Annotated in this window: 20 protein-coding genes; 9 read left to right on the top strand and 11 right to left on the bottom strand. The window is 52.7% G+C overall.

Annotated elements, in window-relative coordinates; all coding sequences use genetic code 11:
- Positions 1 to 134, bottom strand: a 134-nt coding sequence (locus D9597_RS21470; RefSeq protein WP_148936134.1) for a helix-turn-helix domain-containing protein, incomplete at its 3' end; no start/stop codon positions are given.
- Between the two features lie 22 nt (positions 135 to 156).
- Between D9597_RS21470 and tnpA the strand changes: the two genes are divergently transcribed.
- Both tnpA and D9597_RS21480 read left to right on the top strand, forming a co-directional pair.
- A complete protein-coding gene (gene tnpA / locus D9597_RS21475; RefSeq protein ID WP_165383563.1) occupies positions 157 to 573 on the top strand; it encodes an IS200/IS605 family transposase in 417 nt (138 codons plus the stop codon).
- Positions 574 to 719: 146 nt separating this feature from the next.
- On the top strand, positions 720 to 1,340 hold the full coding sequence (locus D9597_RS21480) for a CDP-alcohol phosphatidyltransferase family protein (protein WP_130224631.1): 621 nt from the start codon (positions 720 to 722) through the stop codon (positions 1,338 to 1,340).
- 8 nt (positions 1,341 to 1,348) lie between these two features.
- On the opposite strand, the gene ynjE is transcribed toward D9597_RS21480, so the two are convergent.
- From ynjE to xthA, 9 genes are all read right to left on the bottom strand, one after another.
- Entirely contained in the window at positions 1,349 to 2,656 is a 1,308-nt protein-coding gene (ynjE, locus tag D9597_RS21485) for a thiosulfate sulfurtransferase YnjE (protein WP_130224633.1), read from the bottom strand.
- A gap of 66 nt (positions 2,657 to 2,722) precedes the next feature.
- Positions 2,723 to 3,376, bottom strand: a complete 654-nt coding sequence (locus D9597_RS21490; RefSeq protein ID WP_130224635.1) for an ATP-binding cassette domain-containing protein — start codon at positions 3,374 to 3,376, stop codon at positions 2,723 to 2,725.
- The gene (locus D9597_RS21495) at positions 3,376 to 4,911 is read right to left on the bottom strand and encodes a thiamine ABC transporter permease (RefSeq protein WP_130224637.1); all 1,536 of its coding nucleotides are present in this window, start codon (positions 4,909 to 4,911) and stop codon (positions 3,376 to 3,378) included. Before D9597_RS21495 ends, D9597_RS21490 begins: the two co-directional genes overlap by 1 nt.
- Entirely contained in the window at positions 4,884 to 6,050 is a 1,167-nt protein-coding gene (locus D9597_RS21500; protein ID WP_130224832.1) for an ABC transporter substrate-binding protein, read from the bottom strand. The genes D9597_RS21495 and D9597_RS21500 overlap by 28 nt, the downstream gene beginning before the upstream one ends.
- Positions 6,051 to 6,059: 9 nt before the next feature.
- The gene (locus D9597_RS21505; protein WP_130224639.1) at positions 6,060 to 6,608 is read right to left on the bottom strand and encodes a carboxymuconolactone decarboxylase family protein; all 549 of its coding nucleotides are present in this window, start codon (positions 6,606 to 6,608) and stop codon (positions 6,060 to 6,062) included.
- On the bottom strand, positions 6,608 to 7,315 hold the full coding sequence (locus D9597_RS21510; RefSeq protein WP_000977139.1) for a TVP38/TMEM64 family protein: 708 nt from the start codon (positions 7,313 to 7,315) through the stop codon (positions 6,608 to 6,610). The genes D9597_RS21505 and D9597_RS21510 overlap by 1 nt, the downstream gene beginning before the upstream one ends.
- Before the next feature lie 14 nt (positions 7,316 to 7,329).
- Positions 7,330 to 8,007 (bottom strand): lipoprotein YdjY, encoded by a 678-nt coding sequence (gene ydjY, locus D9597_RS21515; RefSeq protein WP_130218849.1) that lies wholly within the window; start codon positions 8,005 to 8,007, stop codon positions 7,330 to 7,332.
- A 4-nt stretch (positions 8,008 to 8,011) separates the two neighbouring features.
- On the bottom strand, positions 8,012 to 8,722 hold the full coding sequence (locus D9597_RS21520; protein WP_130224641.1) for a TVP38/TMEM64 family protein: 711 nt from the start codon (positions 8,720 to 8,722) through the stop codon (positions 8,012 to 8,014).
- Positions 8,723 to 8,889: 167 nt separating this feature from the next.
- Positions 8,890 to 9,696 carry an exodeoxyribonuclease III gene (xthA, locus tag D9597_RS21525; protein ID WP_130218853.1) on the bottom strand — a complete coding sequence of 269 codons (807 nt, stop codon included), beginning with the start codon at positions 9,694 to 9,696 and terminating at the stop codon, positions 8,890 to 8,892.
- 445 nt (positions 9,697 to 10,141) lie between these two features.
- On the opposite strand from xthA, the gene astC reads away from it, so the two are divergent.
- The 7 genes from astC to ves all read left to right on the top strand — a co-directional run bounded on the left by astC (position 10,142) and on the right by ves (position 17,756).
- A complete protein-coding gene (gene astC / locus D9597_RS21535) occupies positions 10,142 to 11,362 on the top strand; it encodes a succinylornithine/acetylornithine transaminase (RefSeq protein ID WP_130218857.1) in 1,221 nt (406 codons plus the stop codon).
- Positions 11,359 to 12,393 carry an arginine N-succinyltransferase gene (astA, locus tag D9597_RS21540; protein WP_130208322.1) on the top strand — a complete coding sequence of 345 codons (1,035 nt, stop codon included), beginning with the start codon at positions 11,359 to 11,361 and terminating at the stop codon, positions 12,391 to 12,393. The genes astC and astA overlap by 4 nt, the downstream gene beginning before the upstream one ends.
- Positions 12,390 to 13,868 (top strand): succinylglutamate-semialdehyde dehydrogenase, encoded by a 1,479-nt coding sequence (astD, locus tag D9597_RS21545; RefSeq protein ID WP_130224643.1) that lies wholly within the window; start codon positions 12,390 to 12,392, stop codon positions 13,866 to 13,868. The genes astA and astD overlap by 4 nt, the downstream gene beginning before the upstream one ends.
- Positions 13,865 to 15,208, top strand: coding sequence for an N-succinylarginine dihydrolase (astB, locus tag D9597_RS21550; RefSeq protein WP_130224645.1), 1,344 nt, complete (start codon positions 13,865 to 13,867; stop codon positions 15,206 to 15,208). Before astD ends, astB begins: the two co-directional genes overlap by 4 nt.
- Positions 15,201 to 16,169 (top strand): succinylglutamate desuccinylase, encoded by a 969-nt coding sequence (gene astE, locus D9597_RS21555; RefSeq protein ID WP_130224647.1) that lies wholly within the window; start codon positions 15,201 to 15,203, stop codon positions 16,167 to 16,169. Before astB ends, astE begins: the two co-directional genes overlap by 8 nt.
- Before the next feature lie 328 nt (positions 16,170 to 16,497).
- Positions 16,498 to 16,983 carry an ATP-independent periplasmic protein-refolding chaperone Spy gene (gene spy, locus D9597_RS21560; RefSeq protein WP_130208314.1) on the top strand — a complete coding sequence of 162 codons (486 nt, stop codon included), beginning with the start codon at positions 16,498 to 16,500 and terminating at the stop codon, positions 16,981 to 16,983.
- Between the two features lie 197 nt (positions 16,984 to 17,180).
- Positions 17,181 to 17,756 carry an environmental stress-induced protein Ves gene (ves, locus tag D9597_RS21565; protein WP_130218867.1) on the top strand — a complete coding sequence of 192 codons (576 nt, stop codon included), beginning with the start codon at positions 17,181 to 17,183 and terminating at the stop codon, positions 17,754 to 17,756.
- Here the strand turns inward: ves and cho are convergent.
- Entirely contained in the window at positions 17,716 to 18,603 is an 888-nt protein-coding gene (gene cho, locus D9597_RS21570) for an excinuclease Cho (RefSeq protein ID WP_130208310.1), read from the bottom strand. The genes ves and cho overlap by 41 nt on opposite strands.
- Positions 18,604 to 18,668 lie beyond the last annotated feature (65 nt).

The raw sequence follows: 18,668 nt of genomic DNA on the forward strand, positions 1-18,668 counted from the left end.
GCCTCATGATTCTCATTCTGAAGCGCCAGAGCACGATTGAAAACGAAACGACACGCGCCCGCGAAGCGCCTCATTTCACGCTCCTGTTGACCACCGGGTCTTAACTGGAATTTAAATGCTTGTAGTCGCTTCATAGGGAAAATCATACTTTGGTCTATGAAAAAAGAAACCGATATCCGACGCGGAAGGCACTGTGTTTTCCTGAAGCATGTTCATTTGGTCTTTGTAACCAAATACCGACGTCAGATTTTTGACTATGACGCGACAGAAAAACTACGCACTTACTTTTCAAATGTATGTGCTGATTTTGAACCTGAACTGGTTGAAATGGATGGCGAACAAGATCACGTCCATTTGTTAATTACCTATCCACCCAAGCTGGCGATATCCAGTCTGGTAAACAGCCTCAAAGGCGTATCGAGTAGATTACTGCGACGAGATCGACCAGATATTGCAGTCAGGTATTACCACAAATGCGTTTTGTGGAGTCCCGGCTATTTTGCCAGTAGCTGCGGAGGTGCGCCAATATCCGTCATCCGCCAATACATTGAACAACAGCAAACACCTGGTTAGGTGGAAAACCGCGCCTTATATCCCCGCCCTGAAGGACGGGGTTTTACGGCGCACTGGATAAATTACACACGGTAGAATACAGGAAAAATGCCATAATATCCGCAGTGTTGCCCGAGCTGAAGGGTTTTATTTCTTAAGGAGTACCCGTGTTAGACCGCCATCTTCATCCACGAATTAAGCCTTTGTTGCATCAGTGCGTGCGGGTTCTGGATAAACCAGGCATTACACCAGATGGTTTAACGTTAGTGGGATTTGCCATCGGCGTGCTGACACTGCCGTTTCTGGCACTGGACTGGTATCTGGCGGCGGTGATTGCCATTTTACTGAACAGGTTGCTTGATGGTCTGGACGGTGCGCTGGCGCGGCGCAGAGGGTTAACCGACGCGGGGGGCTTTCTCGATATTTCGTTGGATTTTCTTTTTTACGCGCTGGTACCGTTCGGGTTTATTCTCGCCGCACCGGAACAAAATGCGCTGGCGGGCGGCTGGCTGCTGTTTGCGTTTATCGGCACGGGCAGCAGTTTTCTCGCATTTGCTGCACTGGCGGCGAAACATCAGATTGATAATCCCGGTTATGCGCACAAATCGTTTTACTATCTGGGCGGGTTAACAGAAGGCAGCGAGACGATTTTGCTGTTTGTTTTAAGTTGTCTCTTTCCGGAATATTTCCCGTGGTTTGCATGGATATTTGGCGCGCTTTGTTGGATGACAACATTTACGCGGATTTGGAGTGGGTATCTGACGCTGAAGTCGCTTCAGCGTCAGTAATTGCCGTGTTATTGGCTACTGTCCGGGCCGCGTTCACCAGTTGCTACCGGATTTTTTGGATCGCTGCTCCATTCGTACCAGCCACCGTCATAAACGGAGACGTTGTTCCAGCCCATTGCGCGCGCATACATAAAGGTTTCTGAGGCGCGCCAGCCGGTGCCGCAGTAGAACGAGACTTGTTGATCCGGCAGGATATTCCATTCTTTCCACATTGCCGCGACGTCATCGGCAGTACGCATGGTGCCGTCTGGATTATGGAAATCTTCCATATGCGTTGAATCGCTGCCCGCATGGCCCCAACGTGCGCCCGGAATGTCACCTTTTGGCTTGATGTAATCATAGCCGCTGGTGGTACCGATAAATTCCGCCCAGGAACGTACGCTGACCAGTGAGGCATCCTGGCGATGTAGCAGACCGCGCGCCTGTTCCATATCGAGCATCAGTTGCGGTTGCGCCGGGATCTTCACGCCGAAGTCAGGTTCCGGTTTCACTTTTGGTGGCGTACCGCGCTCAACGGGCAGACCTGCGTCGGACCAGGTTTGCCAGCCGCCATCCAACAGTCGCACATCTTTCACGCCAGCGTAGAGCATAATTTGCGCCACGCGCGCTGCGGCGTAAACATCACGCCCGTACAGAATGACCGTGGTGTCGTGACGAATGCCGTGCTTAGCCAGCATTGCTTTAAGTTGTTCGTCAGAAACTTTATTCCACAGCGGTTCGCTTTCGACTTCGTTGGTATCGATGTAATCGGCTCCAGGAATATGGCTGATGAGATAAAGCTTAGGAGCGCCCCAGGCCGCTTCAATGACTTTCCAGTCACCCGCAGGTTTCGCCGTAACTTCTTTACCTTGTTGCAGGTCATGCAGCCATTGCGGATAAACCAGCTGCTCAAAGTGCGGCAGTTTTTGCAGTCGGGAAGGTTCGCTCAGTGCATCACTCAAGATAGAGATATGTGTAAAGCCTGCTTTTTGTAGTCGCGTTTTAACGGCATCGACATCTTTGTCATTACCGTACAGCGCCACCGGGGCATCCGTTTTCAGGTTATGCAGCTTGATCCACTCGTTGAGCTGCTCGGTGCTCATTTTGTCGAGCCAGCTAGCAGAAAGGTTTAAGGCGGCAGGTTCATGACCGGAAGGGCCATTTAGAGTTTGTGGCCAGCCGTTATAAAACGCGCTGGGGCGAGTATCAATCGCTTTGCCATTTTGTTGTTGAAGCTGGTCAAGTGTAAGAGGCTTCGCCAGTTCAGCGGCCCACGAAGAAGCGCAAGCCAGCCCTAAAGCCATTGCCAGCGCGGTCATTTGAGAAACACGTTTCATCGAAAATCCCGACATTGTAGTTTTGAGTGCGCCATTCTGAACTGACACATCGGGAAAAACTTTGCGTTATCGCAGTTTGTTGTAATTTTCTGACCACCGCGTCATATCCATAACGGGACTATCGGCAGGAACATCCTGAAGATCGTGGGTTACCTGAACGACGGGGATCGCCAGCTCGCGAACTTCATTGAATACCCACTGACGAAAATTATCGCGCAGAGCTACGTCAAGACGGCTGAACGGTTCATCAAGCAATAATGCCTTTGGCTGTGCGAGAAGGGCGCGCAGCAGGGCCACCCGCGCTCGCTGACCGCCTGATAATGTCGCAGGGTCCTGGTGATAAGTTTCAGCCAGTCCCGCTCGCTCAAGCGCGTCTTTCACGGCATTGCGCCTGGCCGTCCCCTTGAGCGTCGACGGTAGCGCCAGAAGCAAATTCTGTCCGACGCTGAACTGGTCAAATAACAGCGCATCCTGGAAAAGAATACCAATCTGACGCCGGGCGGTAGGCAGGGTATCGATACGTTGATCATTGAGCCATAGCTCGCCTGTACAAGAAAATTGCCCGGAAAGCGCACCAATCATCCATGAAAACAGAGAAGACTTACCACAGCCTGAGGGCCCCATTAATGTGACAATGTCACCTTTATTGACTGTAAAGTTAACGTCTTCCAGTAAACAGGTTTCAGGCAAACGCAGCGAAACATCTTTCACGCAGAGCATTAGCGGAGTCCTTGTCTGATAAAACCTACCCATTTTGCGACTAACGCGGTCAGGGCAAAAATAATAAGTGGCAAAAGCAGTTGCCATAGGGCCTGGGTGGCGAGAATGCTGTTACTACCGCCGCTACTTAACGCTACCGCTTCGGTGGTGAGCGTCGAGAAACGTCCGGCTCCCAGCCACAGCGTTGGCATATACTGCGCAATACTCACTGAAAATCCGACAGCGAAGGCAATCAGCGCAGGGCGCAGCATTAGCGGACATTTCACGTAAAAGAAGATTTTGGCCCGTGACCAACCCAGCGTTTGCGCAATCAATATTAATCGTGAATCGATGCGCCGCCAGGCCGGTTGCAGGATGAACAGCATCCACGGCATCACCCACAGCAGATGCCCCCACACCACCGCAGTCCAGCGGCCATCCAGATTCAGCCATAGCGCCAGCGTGTACTGGCCCGCCACCAGCGGCAAGGCGGGTAATAATATGGGCAACCATAGCCACAACTGGCGACGCTGTGGCCCCCATTCCAGCCACAGCAACAACAGAACCAAAGCGATGAATGTCGCCACCAGTCCCATCGTCAGGCTATTGAGCAGCGCCTCGTTATTGATCGTCGACTGATTCGCGAGGATCGCCAGCAGAATCACACAGAGCACGCCAGTTAAGGGTAACAACTTCGCCAGCATCTTCCCTGGCAATAAAGGCGTGGCTGGCATGCGAATGCCATCTTCCCGGGGGATCGTACATCGCCAGGCGCGCCATAATAGATAACCAAGCAAAACGTAGGCGGCGAGTAACAGCATCAGCAGCAGGCTGGCAAGCGCGCCTTTTGTTTGTTGGTCAATGTCGCCCTGGGTTAACCACTGCCAGCTAATTACCGCCAGCGTCGGTGGATTACCCGGACCAAGAATAATCGCTACATCCACGACCGAAAGCGACCAGGCGACAATCGCCAACATCGCCATTGCCAGCGCAGGCGCGACGGAGGGCAATAACAACCAGTTCAGGCATTGCCAGCGGCTGTAGCCCAGCGAATCCAGTACAATAACTTGCTGTACCAGGCGTTTTTCACTCAGTGCTGCCAATAAGATCCACAGCAGAAATGCGCTTTCTTTCACCGCCAGCGTGAAGCCCAGCCCAATACCCAATTTGTCCATTGGCGGAGTGAAATATGGGAAATAGTCATAAAGCAGCCCTCCGTCAGCAAAGAGCAGCAGGGCGCTGGTGGCAAAAGCCACGTGGGGGATGGCGAGTAGCCACGGCAGACGGGCGCACAGATGCTGCCATTTCGGCCCAGGCCATAGCGCTACTATCACCAGCAGGGCAATAAACAAAGCGCCGACCGCCGCAATGCTTGTCGACACCAGTGTTGCCAGTAATGCCTGCGGTAGCTGCGGATCGGCAAATAACGCCTGCCAGTGCGTCAGCGACATGGCAGGTGTTATCAGCGTGAAAGCCGACGGTACCAGCGGTGCGTAAATCACCGCCATCACCACCCACAGCAAAGAAATTAATGCGTACCGTAACGGCGTAGCCATTCTTGTTCCAGCGCATTTACCCAACCAGCATGCGGTTCCGCCAGTACCGGCGGCAGATCCTGCGGCATTCTTGATTGCAATGTTTCATGCTGCCCGGCAGGTAGTTTTTGCGGATCGAGAACCGAAGGATCGCCCCAGACAGCGGGATCCGCTTTACGCAGTTGTGCTTCAGGTGACAACAGGAAGTTGGCGACGACTTTTGCCGCAGCACTGGCAGTTGCGTTGGCTGGAATGGTGACGAAATGCACGTTGCCAATCATTCCCTCGCTAAAGCCAAAGCTGTAACTGCTGGTGGGTAAATCGCCGCTGGCGATTTTTTGCTGCGCATGAGCAGGATTAAAAGTCAGCGACAGGCGCAATGTGCCGGCTTTCAGCAGAGCATCCATCCGCGCGGGCGAAGGCGGGAAATCCTTTCCTTCGCGCCACAAATATGGATGCAGCGCATCAAGATATTGCCACAAGGGCGCAGTGACACGGGCGAAAGTCGCATCGTCCGGCGCTTTTTTTAATGCAGCGGGATCGGGCGTCAGCATAATCAGCAGCTGTTCAAGAAACGCGGTGCCGGTAAAGTCTGGTGGGCGCGGATAGGTAACCGTACCAGGGTTGGCTTTGGCAAATTCCAGCAAGGATTGTGGCGTTTTCGGTGGCTGTGGTGTCTGATCGCGTCGGGCGATAAACGTCAATTGCGCGCCGCCCCAGGGCGATTCCGCACCTTGTGTCGGCACAGAAAAATCTTCCCTTACAGGCAGCTGTGTGTCGACATAGCGCCAGTTGGGTAGCGTTTCCGCCCAGCCCGTTTGTAATAAATTGGCCTCTTTTAAGGTGCGGAAGTTTTCGCCGTTCACCCAGAGCAGATCCACCGAGCCGCCCGTTTTACGTCCGGCAGCAGCTTCGGTCTGAATGCGCTTCACCGCGTCAGCGGCATCCGCCAGACGAACAATCTTCAGGTTTATAGCGTAATGGGTTTTCATCTCGCCGCTAACCCAGTCGAGATAGCGGTTAATCGCGGTGTCGCCGCCCCAGGCGTTAAACCAGACGGTTTGCCCTTTGGCCTCATTTTTAATTTCCTGCCAGTCACTGGCATGTGTTGCCAAAGAAAACAGCGATAACAATCCCAGCAACCATACACAATGGCGCATCATCTCTCCTTAAGAACGTTTGTCAGGAATACGGCACAGCCCCTGAGCGGGAATGTCCATGGCAGAATTAAAACGGGCTGACAGATTTTGCAAGCCGATCAATACCGTCAGCTCGGTGAGCGCCTGGGCGTCAAAATGCGTAGTCAGTCGGGTGCGCAGGGCATCATCGACCGTTGGCGGCGTTACGCTTGCGGCTTCGGCGTACTCCAGCGCCAGCCGCTCTTCGTCGCTGAAGAGCGGGCTTTGTCGCCAGTCAGCTACCGCCAGCAATTTATCGGTGCTGCCGGTGCGCTCGGCGACTTTCATACTGGTGATATCCACGCAAAACTCACACAGACACATTTGCGCAATGCGCGCGCTGACAAGCGATCGCACCACTGGATCGAGCGGTGAGCGTTTGCGCTCCAGCCAGCCAACAAACATCGACACCAGATAAAAGATAAACGGGATCCGCCCCCACCAGCGAATGGGGCTTAGCACCTCGCCGTAATGGCGACGGTGCAGCCACGCCTGTGGACGTAAAATGAAAGGAATTTTGCTAAGCGGCGGTAAACCCATCAGGCATTCCTCTTCTGGCGCTCAAGCCATATTTTCTTCGCCATAAAAATCACCACGGTCAGGGCAAACAGAATAAACAGTCCGGTGACAAACCAGAAAGTACCGCCTGTTAACATGCTGCCCGCCCAGGAATAAACAATAGTCGCCGGTAACTGACCAAGCCCGGTGGCGATAAAAAACGAGCGAAAACGTATTGAAGTCAAACCGGCAGCATAGCTGATTGGATCGAAAGGGACAAAAGGCAATAACCGACAGACCAGAATGGTGTGTTTGCCGTAGCGAGTGAAAAAGCCGTCCATACTGTCAAGCACGGTTTTACCGGTTAATTTTTCAACCACTTCGCGACCCATCACTCTGGCGATAAAAAAGCACAGCGCCGCGCCGGCCATCGAACTGGTCCACGACAGCAAGCCGCCCCAGAGCGCGCCAAACAGCGACGCATTGGCAAAGGTGATCAAAAACGCAGGTAGCGGTGCAGCAATGGCCTGTAGAATCATCAACAAGAACGAAACAACTGCCGCCAGTGCGCCGTAAGACTGAATAAAGCGTTCTATACCCTGTTGGTCCACGGCGGCAAACGCCGCAACGCTGCGATTGATAAACTCATGGACGCCGGGAAGCAGCGCCCATGCCAGCAGCATAGCGAACAACAGGATGATGAGGGTTATGCGGTAGTACCAGATTTTACGCGATTGCATTTTCATCATCCTTTATCCTGGTTTTATTCGGCGATTTTAAAGGTAACCGTTGCCAGCGTGTTATCTGCCGGGAGAACCGAGGCATTGCCTTTGAATTTCACTTCGCTGCGTTTTTCCACCGCACCATAAGTGTATGTCGCATTGCTGACGATACCGACCGGGCAACTATCCAGACATACCAGGCAGCCCGTTTTTTTCTCTTCAGCTGCCGTTAAATTACCGCCAAAGCGCATATCCAGTTTCTTGCCATTACTGTCAACTATCACTTCATCAAAGGAATACGCTTTTGCCGCTCCTTGCCAGTTAACTGAAATATCCAGTTTGCTGCCTGTGACATGAGTCGTTTCTTTATTATCCATCGTCATGTTTTCGCCCGGCGTACCACCTGCCTCTTTCAGGGCTTCATAAAATGCTTTCGGCGTGGCATAACCCATAAACAGCGATTTATGTCCGTTGGAGCCATCTTTAAACACAATACCGTGGCGGGTATCGTCGGTGAGGAAACGCCCATTAATTTGCACCAGCATGGTTACCGTATGGTTATTGGCATCGACACGCAGCGGCTGGCTGTCCGAAAGCCCGTCGTATTCCACTTTTGCCGCCGTATTCTCTTTTTGATCGCAGCCACTAAGCCCCGCAACGGCCAGTAAACACAGTGCAGCCAGTCCTTTTTTCCATGACACTGAATAATGTTGCAACATCGTTCTATCCTTCATTTTTAGGGTGAGTAAGTGGGCTGTGGCGCGAAGCAGACAGATCCACGTGTTTGTGACGAGCGTAGAGTTTGGCGAGCTGGACGAGAATAAATAGCGCCAGGCCCGCCAGACAGAGTTGTAAAATAAAGCGCAGCGTAATGCCTTCACTGGCAAGATCGCTGGCCATCACGGTATAAATCACTATTCCTGGCAGAGTGGTTAATGCCGAAATAAGGGTATAAGGCCAGAAGGCGATGGCGGTTAATCCGTAAGCGTAATTTTGAATATTGTATGGAAATAGCGGGATTAAGCGGGTCAGAATAAGAAAATCGATACCGTTACGCGTAATGCCTTTTTCAATAGCCTGAAAAGTGTGGCTATGGCCAACGTATTTCAGCAGTAAATCACGCCCCAGAAAGCGCGCCAACAGGAATGAGCACGACGAGGCTAGCGTGGCGGCAATTAACGAAAGTAGGGTTCCAGTTAGCGGACCAAAAACTATTCCACCGGCGATCACCAGTACGCTACCCGGTAGCAGAAAGAGGGTGGCGATGATGAATAACAGAATATAGAGGCTATAACCGAACAATCCGCTCTGGCGAATGAGTGTCTGTAAGTGGGGTAAATCGGTGAGTAGATCGAATAAACCGAAAGCATGGATAGCGTAAATGACCAGCGCAAAAAACAGACAGGCAAAAAGAAATTTACGCTCAGCGTTCATCGTGGAGTTTCCTATATCAAACTTGATAATAGAGAAGTGGTCAGACAACTAAAAAACGCAGTGACGGTATAACAAAGGACGGCGGGCAACAAATCATTACTGACAGTTTGTTGATTTTTCTCAAGGTTAATTCTCCTGACCCAGTGCGAGCCAGGAGAACGGAGAAATTAGCGGCGGAAGGTGGCCCAGACAGGTGCGTGATCTGACGGTTTTTCCATACTGCGGATTTCATAGTCGATACCGGTTTCTACGCAGCATTCGGCCAGCGGCTGGCTGGCAAGCAGCAGGTCGATACGCAGACCCCGGTTATCGTCAAAACCTTTTGAGCGGTAATCAAACCATGAGAAACGATCTGCTGTTTGCGGATTCGCATGGCGGAAGGTATCGACCAGCCCCCAACTTATCAGCCTGTCCATCCATTCGCGTTCTTCCGGCAGGAAAGAACATTTACCCGTACGCAGCCAGCGTTTGCGGTTCTCTTCGCCAATGCCGATATCCAGGTCGGTGGGGCTGATATTCATATCGCCCATAATCAGCACCGGATTATCACGTTTGAGTTCGGTTTCCAGGTAGTTTTGCAGGTTCTGGTAAAACTGTGCTTTAGCCGGGAATTTTATGGGATGGTCGCGGCTTTCGCCCTGCGGGAAGTAGCCGTTGATCACGGTGACATTGCCCAGCGGTGAGGGGATTTCCGCCATAATAATCCGCCGTTGTGCCTCTTCGCCGTCGCCTGGGAAGCCACGACGCACGGCAATCGGCGTCTCTTTGGTCAACAGCGCCACGCCGTAATGGCCTTTCTGCCCGTGATAAAACACGTTGTAGCCGAGCTTTGCCACATCTTCGAGCGGAAACATATCATCATGAACTTTTGTCTCCTGCAGGCCAATCACATCAGGCTGGTGCTTGTCGACGATAGCTTCAAGCTGGTGTGGTCTGGCGCGCAGGCCGTTGATATTAAAAGAGACAAATTTCATAGTCGCTGCCATTTATTCTGATAATGAGTGCGTGGATGTTAGCAGAAATTCGTCTGACTTACTGCCTGTTGTTAAGTGATTTGATCGATGGTTGTTAATGATGTCAACGATGGCGCAAAAAATGCCCGCTTTTGGTGCGCGCTGCGTCAGAATGGCGCAGTAATTTCCAGTAAATTTCGTCAAAGATCACAATTCCAGAATTATATTTTACTTCTGCATAACATTGCGTTTTTTATTCTATTTATTCATCCACATGGCAAACATATTCACTTTATATGCACTTAAGGTGCATATCGTTCGGTTGTAACACATTGATTTCCAGTTAGTGACCGTCATTTATGCACTTTTCCCCCTGGCTGGCATGAACCCTGCAATCTACATTTACAGCGCAAACATTACTTATAATTAACATATAAATAACGAATTATTTACTGTGGAGGTCGCTATGTCTCAGCCAATTACGCGTGAAAACTTTGATGAATGGATGATACCTGTTTACGCTCCGGCACCGTTTATACCGGTACGTGGCGAAGGTTCGCGCTTGTGGGATCAGCAGGGGAAAGAGTATATCGACTTCGCGGGTGGCATTGCGGTAAACGCATTGGGTCATGCGCATCCCGAACTGCGCGAGGCGCTGAACGAACAGGCGAGTAAGTTCTGGCATACCGGCAACGGTTACACCAACGAGCCGGTACTGCGACTGGCGAAAAAATTGATCGACGCAACGTTTGCCGATCGCATTTTCTTTTGTAACTCCGGTGCGGAAGCCAACGAAGCGGCGCTAAAACTGGCGCGTAAATTCGCTCACGACCGCTACGGCAGCCATAAGAGCGGTATCGTGGCGTTCAAAAATGCGTTTCACGGGCGCACGCTGTTTACCGTCAGCGCAGGCGGGCAGCCAGCCTATTCACAGGATTTTGCGCCACTGCCGCCGGATATCCGTCATGCCGCATATAACGATATTAACTCTGCCAGCGCGCTGATTGATGACTCCACCTGTGCGGTGATTGTTGAGCCCATTCAGGGGGAAGGCGGTGTGGTGCCAGCCAGCAACGCGTTTTTACAAGGTCTGCGTGAATTGTGTGACCGCCACAATGCTTTGCTGATTTTTGATGAAGTACAAACCGGCGTCGGGCGCACCGGGGAACTGTATGCCTATATGCACTACGGCGTGACGCCTGATCTGTTAACTACCGCCAAAGCGCTGGGCGGCGGTTTCCCCGTTGGCGCTCTGTTGGCAACCGAAGAGTGCGGCCGGGTGATGACCGTTGGCACTCATGGCACCACCTATGGCGGTAATCCGCTGGCCTCGGCGGTGGCGGGTAAAGTGCTGGAACTTATCAACACGCCAGAAATGCTTAACGGTGTTAAGCAGCGTCACGACTGGTTTGTTGAGCGTCTTAATACCATTAATCACCGCTGCGGTTTATTCAGTGAAATTCGCGGCTTAGGTCTTTTGATTGGCTGTGTGTTGAATGCGGATTACGCCGGGCAAGCGAAACAAATTTCTCAGGAAGCGGCGAAAGCGGGCGTGATGGTGCTGATTGCGGGCGGCAATGTGGTGCGTTTTGCTCCGGCACTGAATGTCAGCGAAGAAGAAGTGACGACCGGACTGGATCGTTTTGCAGCTGCTTGCGAACACTTTGTGAGCCGAGGTTCATCATGATGGTCATCCGTCCCGTTGAGCGATCAGATGTCTCGGCGCTGATGCAGCTTGCCAGCAAAACGGGCGGCGGCCTGACGTCGCTTCCCGCCAATGAAGCCACGCTTTCGGCACGTATCGAAAGGGCAATCAAAACCTGGCAGGGCGAACTGCCCAAAAGCGAGCAGGGCTATGTGTTTGTGCTGGAAGAGAGTGAAACAGGTACTGTGGCGGGAATTTGCGCCATAGAGGTGGCAGTTGGGCTGAACGATCCCTGGTACAACTATCGCGTCGGCACGCTGGTTCACGCTTCGAAAGAGCTGAATGTCTATAACGCGTTGCCGACGCTGTTTCTCAGTAACGATCACACCGGCAGCAGCGAGCTGTGTACGCTGTTTCTCGACCCGGACTGGCGCAAAGAGGGCAACGGCTATTTGCTGTCGAAATCGCGCTTTATGTTTATGGCGGCTTTTCGCGACAAGTTTAATGACAAAGTGGTCGCGGAAATGCGCGGTGTGATTGACGAACACGGCTATTCACCGTTCTGGCAAAGCCTCGGTAAACGTTTCTTTTCGATGGATTTTAGCCGCGCCGATTTTCTCTGCGGCACCGGGCAAAAGGCATTTATTGCAGAACTGATGCCGAAACATCCGATCTATACGGACTTTTTATCCCAGGAAGCACAGGACGTCATTGGACAGGTTCATCCGCAAACCGCGCCCGCGCGGGCGGTGCTGGAAAAAGAGGGCTTTCGCTACCGCAACTATATCGACATTTTCGACGGCGGGCCGACGCTGGAGTGTGACATTGACCGCGTTCGCGCTATCCGCAAAAGTCGGCTGGTGGAAGTAGCGGAAGGACAACCTGCACAGGGCGATTTTCCGGCTTGCCTGGTCGCCAATGAAAATTATCACCATTTCCGCGTGTTGCTGGTGCGAGCCGATCCGGCGACCGAACGTTTGATTTTAACCGCCGCACAACTGGATGCCCTCAAATGCCACGCCGGGGATCGCGTTCGTCTGGTGCGCCTGTGCGCAGAGGAGAAAACAGCATGACTTTATGGATCAACGGTGACTGGGTGACGGGCCAGGGCGCACAGCGCGTGAAGCGTAATCCGGTATCGGGCGAGGTGTTATGGCAGGGCAATGATGCCGATGCTGCTCAGGTTGAGCAGGCTTGTCGGGCTGCTCGTGCAGCGTTTCCGCGTTGGGCGCGGCTCTCCTTTGGCGATCGTCAGGTAAGAGTTGAACGATTTGCCGCACTGCTGGAAAGCAACAAAGCCGAATTAACCGCGATTATTGCCAGAGAAACCGGCAAACCGCGTTGGGAAGCGGCAACCGAAGTGACGGCGATGATCAATAAGATCGCGATATCAATCAAGGCGTATCACGCTCGTACGGGAGAGCAGCGCAGTGAAATGCCGGATGGAGCAGCGAGCTTGCGCCATCGTCCACACGGCGTGCTGGCAGTGTTTGGACCGTACAATTTCCCCGGACATCTGCCTAACGGGCATATCGTTCCGGCGCTGCTGGCAGGTAACACGATAATCTTTAAACCCAGCGAACTAACCCCCTGGAGCGGCGAGGCAGTCATGCGTTTATGGCAGCAGGCAGGTTTGCCGTCGGGCGTGCTGAACCTGGTGCAAGGTGGGCGCGAAACCGGTCAGGCACTCAGTGCACTGGAGGATCTCGACGGCTTGCTGTTTACCGGCAGCGCCAATACCGGCTACCAGTTACATCGCCAGCTTTCCGGTCAGCCGGAAAAAATTCTTGCCCTCGAAATGGGCGGCAATAACCCGCTGATTATTGATGACGTGGTGGATATCGACGCCGCTGTCCATCTGACTATCCAGTCGGCATTTGTCACTGCCGGGCAACGCTGCACCTGCGCCCGCCGTTTATTGGTGAAAAGCGGGGCGCAGGGCGATGCGTTTCTTGCTCGCCTTGTTGCCGTCAGCCAGCGGTTAACGCCGGGGAAATGGGATGACGAACCGCAGCCGTTTATTGGCGGGCTGATTTCTGAACAGGCCGCACAGCAGGTGGTTACTGCCTGGCAGGAACTGGAAGCATTGGGCGGGCAAACGCTGCTTGCGCCACGTTTGCTACAAGCGGGAACATCGCTGCTGACGCCAGGGATCGTTGAAATGACGGGCGTTTCAGGCGTGCCGGATGAAGAAGTGTTTGGGCCGCTACTTCGCGTATGGCGTTATGACACTTTTGATGGGGCGATAAAGATGGCGAATAACACCCGCTTTGGCCTCTCTTGTGGGCTGGTTTCCCCAAAACGGGAAAAGTTCGAGCAACTGTTACTGGAAGCGCGGGCAGGGATTGTTAACTGGAACAAACCGCTTACCGGAGCCGCCAGTACCGCACCATTCGGCGGCATTGGCGCTTCCGGCAACCATCGCCCCAGCGCCTGGTATGCCGCAGATTATTGTGCCTGGCCGATGGCGAGCCTGGAGTCGGACTCGTTAACGTTGCCCGCAACGCTTAACCCCGGGCTGGATTTTTCCGATGAGGTGGCGCGATGAATGCCTGGGAAGTCAATTTCGATGGATTGGTGGGGCTGACGCACCATTACGCTGGCCTGTCGTTTGGTAATGAAGCCTCCACCCGTCACCGTTTTCAGGTATCGAATCCACGACTGGCGGCGAAGCAGGGCTTACTGAAAATGAAAGCCCTTGCCGATGCAGGATTTCCCCAGGCGGTGATCCCGCCGCACGAGCGTCCGTTTATTCCGGTGCTGCGTCAGTTGGGATTCAGCGGCAGCGATGAGCAGATACTGGAAAAGGTTGCCCGCCAGGCACCACACTGGCTTTCCAGCGTCAGTTCAGCATCGCCAATGTGGGTAGCTAATGCGGCCACGGTCGCGCCATCCGCTGATACGCTGGATGGCAAAGTGCATTTCACGGTCGCCAACCTGAACAATAAATTTCACCGTTCGCTGGAAGCCCCCGTCACCGAATCGCTGTTAAACGCCATTTTTAACGATAAAGAGAAATTCACCATCCATTCGGCGTTGCCGCAGGTGGCATTGCTCGGTGATGAAGGGGCGGCAAACCACAATCGCCTCGGCGGTCATTACGGCGAACCCGGTGTGCAGATTTTTGTTTACGGGCGAGAAGAGGGTAACGGTACGCGGCCTTCCCGCTATCCGGCGCGGCAGACCCGCGAAGCCAGCGAGGCGGTAGCCAGGCTGAATCAGGTTAATCCGCAGCAGGTGATTTTCGCCCAGCAAAACCCGGACGTTATCGACCAGGGCGTTTTTCATAATGACGTGATTGCCGTGAGCAACCGCCAGGTGCTGTTTTGCCATCAGCAGGCATTTGCTCGCCAGGCGCAATTACTGGCAAACCTGCGTGCGCGGGTCAATGGTTTTATGGCGATAGAAGTTCCGACGTCGCAGGTTTCCGTTCCGGATGCTGTCTCGACCTATCTGTTTAACAGCCAGTTGTTGAGTCGCGATGATGGTTCGATGATGCTGGTGCTGCCACAGGAGTGTCGGGAACACGCCGGAGTATGGCGTTATCTCAATGAACTCCTTGCTGCGGATAACCCGATAAGCTCACTAAAAGTTTTTGATTTGCGCGAAAGCATGGCGAACGGCGGAGGCCCTGCGTGCCTGCGTTTGCGCGTGGTGTTGACGGATGAAGAACGCCGGGCGGTGAATCCGGCGGTGATGATGAACGATACGTTGTTTAATGCGCTCAATGACTGGGTGGATCGTTACTACCGCGATCGTCTTACTGCTGCCGAACTGGCCGACCCGCAATTGCTGCGTGAAGGGCGGGAAGCGCTGGATGCGTTGACTCAATTACTGAATCTCGGTTCGGTTTATCCGTTCCAGCGCGAGGGAGGGGAGAATGGATAATTTTCTCACTCTGACATTAGAGGGTAAAAAACCTGTCATCACCGAGAGAGAAATCAACGGCATTCGCTGGCGCTGGCTGGGGGACGGCGTGCTGGAACTGACGCCATTAACCCCACCGCAAGGCGCGTTGGTAATTTCGGCGGGGATCCACGGTAATGAAACGGCGCCTGTAGAAATGCTGGACGCCTTACTTGGCGCAATTTATCACGGTGAAATTAAGTTACGCTGGCGCTTGTTGGCAATCCTCGGAAATCCCCCAGCGCTCAAGCAAGGAAAGCGCTATTGCCATAGCGATATGAACCGGATGTTTGGCGGACGCTGGCAGCTATTTGCCGAAAGCGGCGAAACCTGCCGCGCCCGCGAGCTGGAACAGTGCCTGGAAGATTTTTATCAGCAGGGGAAAGAGTCTGTGCGCTGGCATCTTGATCTGCATACAGCCATCCGCGGTTCGTATCACCAGCGGTTTGGTGTTTTACCGCAACGAGAAATTCCCTGGGACGAAAGTTTTCTGACATGGCTGGGCGCGGCAGGGCTGGAGGCGTTGGTGTTTCATCAGGCGCCAGGCGGCACGTTTACCCATTTCAGCTGCAAACATTTTGGCGCACTGGCGTGTACGCTGGAGCTAGGCAAAGCACTGCCGTTTGGGCAAAACGAGCTTCGTCAGTTTGCGCCAACCACCAATGCAATTGCTACGCTGTTAGCAGGGGCAAGTGTCGGTATAGAGAGAAAACTGCCCCAGCGTTACCGGGTGGTTTCGCAGATTACCCGTCACACTGCTGCTTTCGAGTTGCATATGGCGAGCGAGACGCTGAATTTCACGCCGTTTAAGAAAGGAACGTTATTGGCGCAGGATGGTGAGGAACGTTTTACCGTGACTCATGATATTGAATATGTGTTATTCCCCAATCCACTGGTGGCGTTGGGATTACGCGCGGGATTAATGCTGGAAAAAATAACCTAGCACTTGCCCGCAGAAAGGTTTCTGCGGGTATTTAATAACGGCTTTCGGAATAATACGGATTAATCCTGGGTGTTTGCTTTATTTATCGCCATTTATCAGGTATAGTCCTCCATAATTTCTGCAAAATCATTGTGTTGTAATATTTGCTCATCACTTTCCTTCAATTTTTCTTTTTTTCTCCATAATTGGCGAGAAAATGTTTTTTATACTTTCATTGATTTACCGTTGCTCTGATTAATTGACGCTAAACTCAGTAAAGTTAATCTCGTCAACACGGCACGTTACTTAAGAAAGCCGTAACAAATAACTGAAAGGAAGGATATAGAATATGCGTAAATTAACTGCACTGTTTGTTGCCTCTACCCTGGCTCTTGGCGCGGCTAACCTGGCCCACGCCGCTGACACCACTACCGCAGCACCGGCTGACGCGAAGCCGATGATGCATCATAAAGGCAAGTTCGGTCCGCATCAGGACATGATGTTCAAAGACCTGAACCTGACCGACGCGCAGAAACAGCAGATTCGTGAAATCATGAAAGGCCAGCGTGACCAGATGAAACGTCCGCCGCTGGAAGAACGCCGCGCAATGCATGACATCATCGCCAGCGATACTTTCGACAAAGCAAAAGCTGAAGCGCAGATTGCTAAAATGGAAGAACAGCGCAAAGCTAACATGCTGGCGCACATGGAAACCCAGAACAAGATTTACAACATCCTGACGCCGGAGCAGAAAAAGCAATTTAATGCTAATTTTGAGAAGCGTCTGACAGAACGCCCAGCGGGAAAAGGTAAAATGCCTGCAACTGCTGAATAATCTTTCAGCCAAAAAACTTAAGACCGCCGGTCTTGTCCACTACCTTGCAGTAAGGCGGTGGACAGGATCGGCGGTTTTCTTTTATGCGCCTGTGCCTGTCATTTTTGCAAAAACGCTAAGGTAAATCATACGAGTTGCCGATAACAATCCACGGTTGCCTGAGCGATAACAATGAAAAGAGCATGCCCGGAGCGAGTATGGAATACTTTGATATGCGTAAAATGTCGGTGAACCTGTGGCGAAACGCTGCCGGTGAAACTCGTGAGATCTGTAGTTTTCCCCCTGCGAAACGTGATTTTTACTGGCGTGCCAGCATTGCGTCCATTGCGGCCAATGGTGAATTTTCTTTATTTCCTGGGATGGAAAGAAGTGTGACGCTGCTGGAAGGCGGTGAGATGCTTCTTGAAAGCGCAGACCGTTTTAGCCATACCTTAAAGCCGTTACAGCCTTTTGCTTTTGCGGCGGACCAGGTGGTAAAAGCGAAACTGACGGAAGGGCAGATGTCGATGGATTTCAACATTATGACGCGCCTGGATGCCTGTAAGGCGAAAGTCAGAATTGCCGATCGCACGTTCACCACTTTTGGCTCACGCGGCGGGGTGGTGTTTGTGATTAGCGGGGCATGGCAACTGGGCGAAAAATTGTTAACTACCGACCAGGGCGCGTGCTGGTACGATGGCAAACACACCCTGCGGCTTTTGCAACCGCAAGGCAAACTGCTGTTCAGTGAAATTAACTGGCTTGCAGGCCATTCACCGGATCAAGTTCAGTAATTTCATAGCGACCGGAAAGCAGTGGTTTACAAAGAATTTTATAACCATCGTGATCGAATCCGGCAGGCGTACGGATCAACGTTGCCGCCTCTTCCAGCGAATTAACCGCCCCCAGCCACAGCCAGTTATGAATAATATGGTATTGGGTCATTTCCGGGTGCTGTTCTTTCAACGCCACCGCACCTTGCCACGGCCAGCAGATCACCCGCAAACGTTCCAGCGACTGGAGCAGACGTTGAGCATGATCTTCATGGCTCTCTTTTCCGCAGCACGCTCCGGCGCAACGTTTTAGCGCTGAACGAAAGCAAGCACGACCGCGGCTTAGCGGTTCCAGCCCGAGCAGGCCATAACAGAGCTTTTGTTCATCGGCGATTGTCTGTAATGCCTGTAATGCCGAGCGGCGGTTGGCAAACAGGCCAAACAGGTTTGGCGCAGTAGAAAAATCCACGTCTTTGGCGTACACCACATCCACGCGTTTTTCATTCAGTTGCAGGGCGCAGAGCTGACGATTGCGGCGCAACCGTTTATTAAACAAAGGCTGTTGCTCTTTGATTAGACGCGCTTCAAGGAGCAGAGCGCCGATTTCGCCCGCGGTACATATCCAGCTAATGCGTCGGGATTGTCGCAGCATGGCCGCTTCATCCGGGGTACGTAAATGGGAAAGGACGCGGCTGCGGATGTTAACGCTTTTGCCGATATAGAGCGGCATAGTGTTACTTTCACCATGAAACAGATACACACCGGGTCGGGTGGGTAAGTCAGTAAGAAATGAACGTAAATGTTCGGGATATTCATAAATTGCCGCCGCTTCAAATTCGAGCCGCGGGGAAGTTAAACGCCGTACCACTGTTTACTCCGAATGCTGGTCATTTATCCAGTATAGCGGGTGGGTGGCGATTAAAAAAGAGGCAA

The organism is Escherichia sp. E13S3 (assembly GCF_004212325.1).
In the GTDB taxonomy this organism is placed as follows: Bacteria; Pseudomonadota; Gammaproteobacteria; order Enterobacterales; family Enterobacteriaceae; genus Escherichia.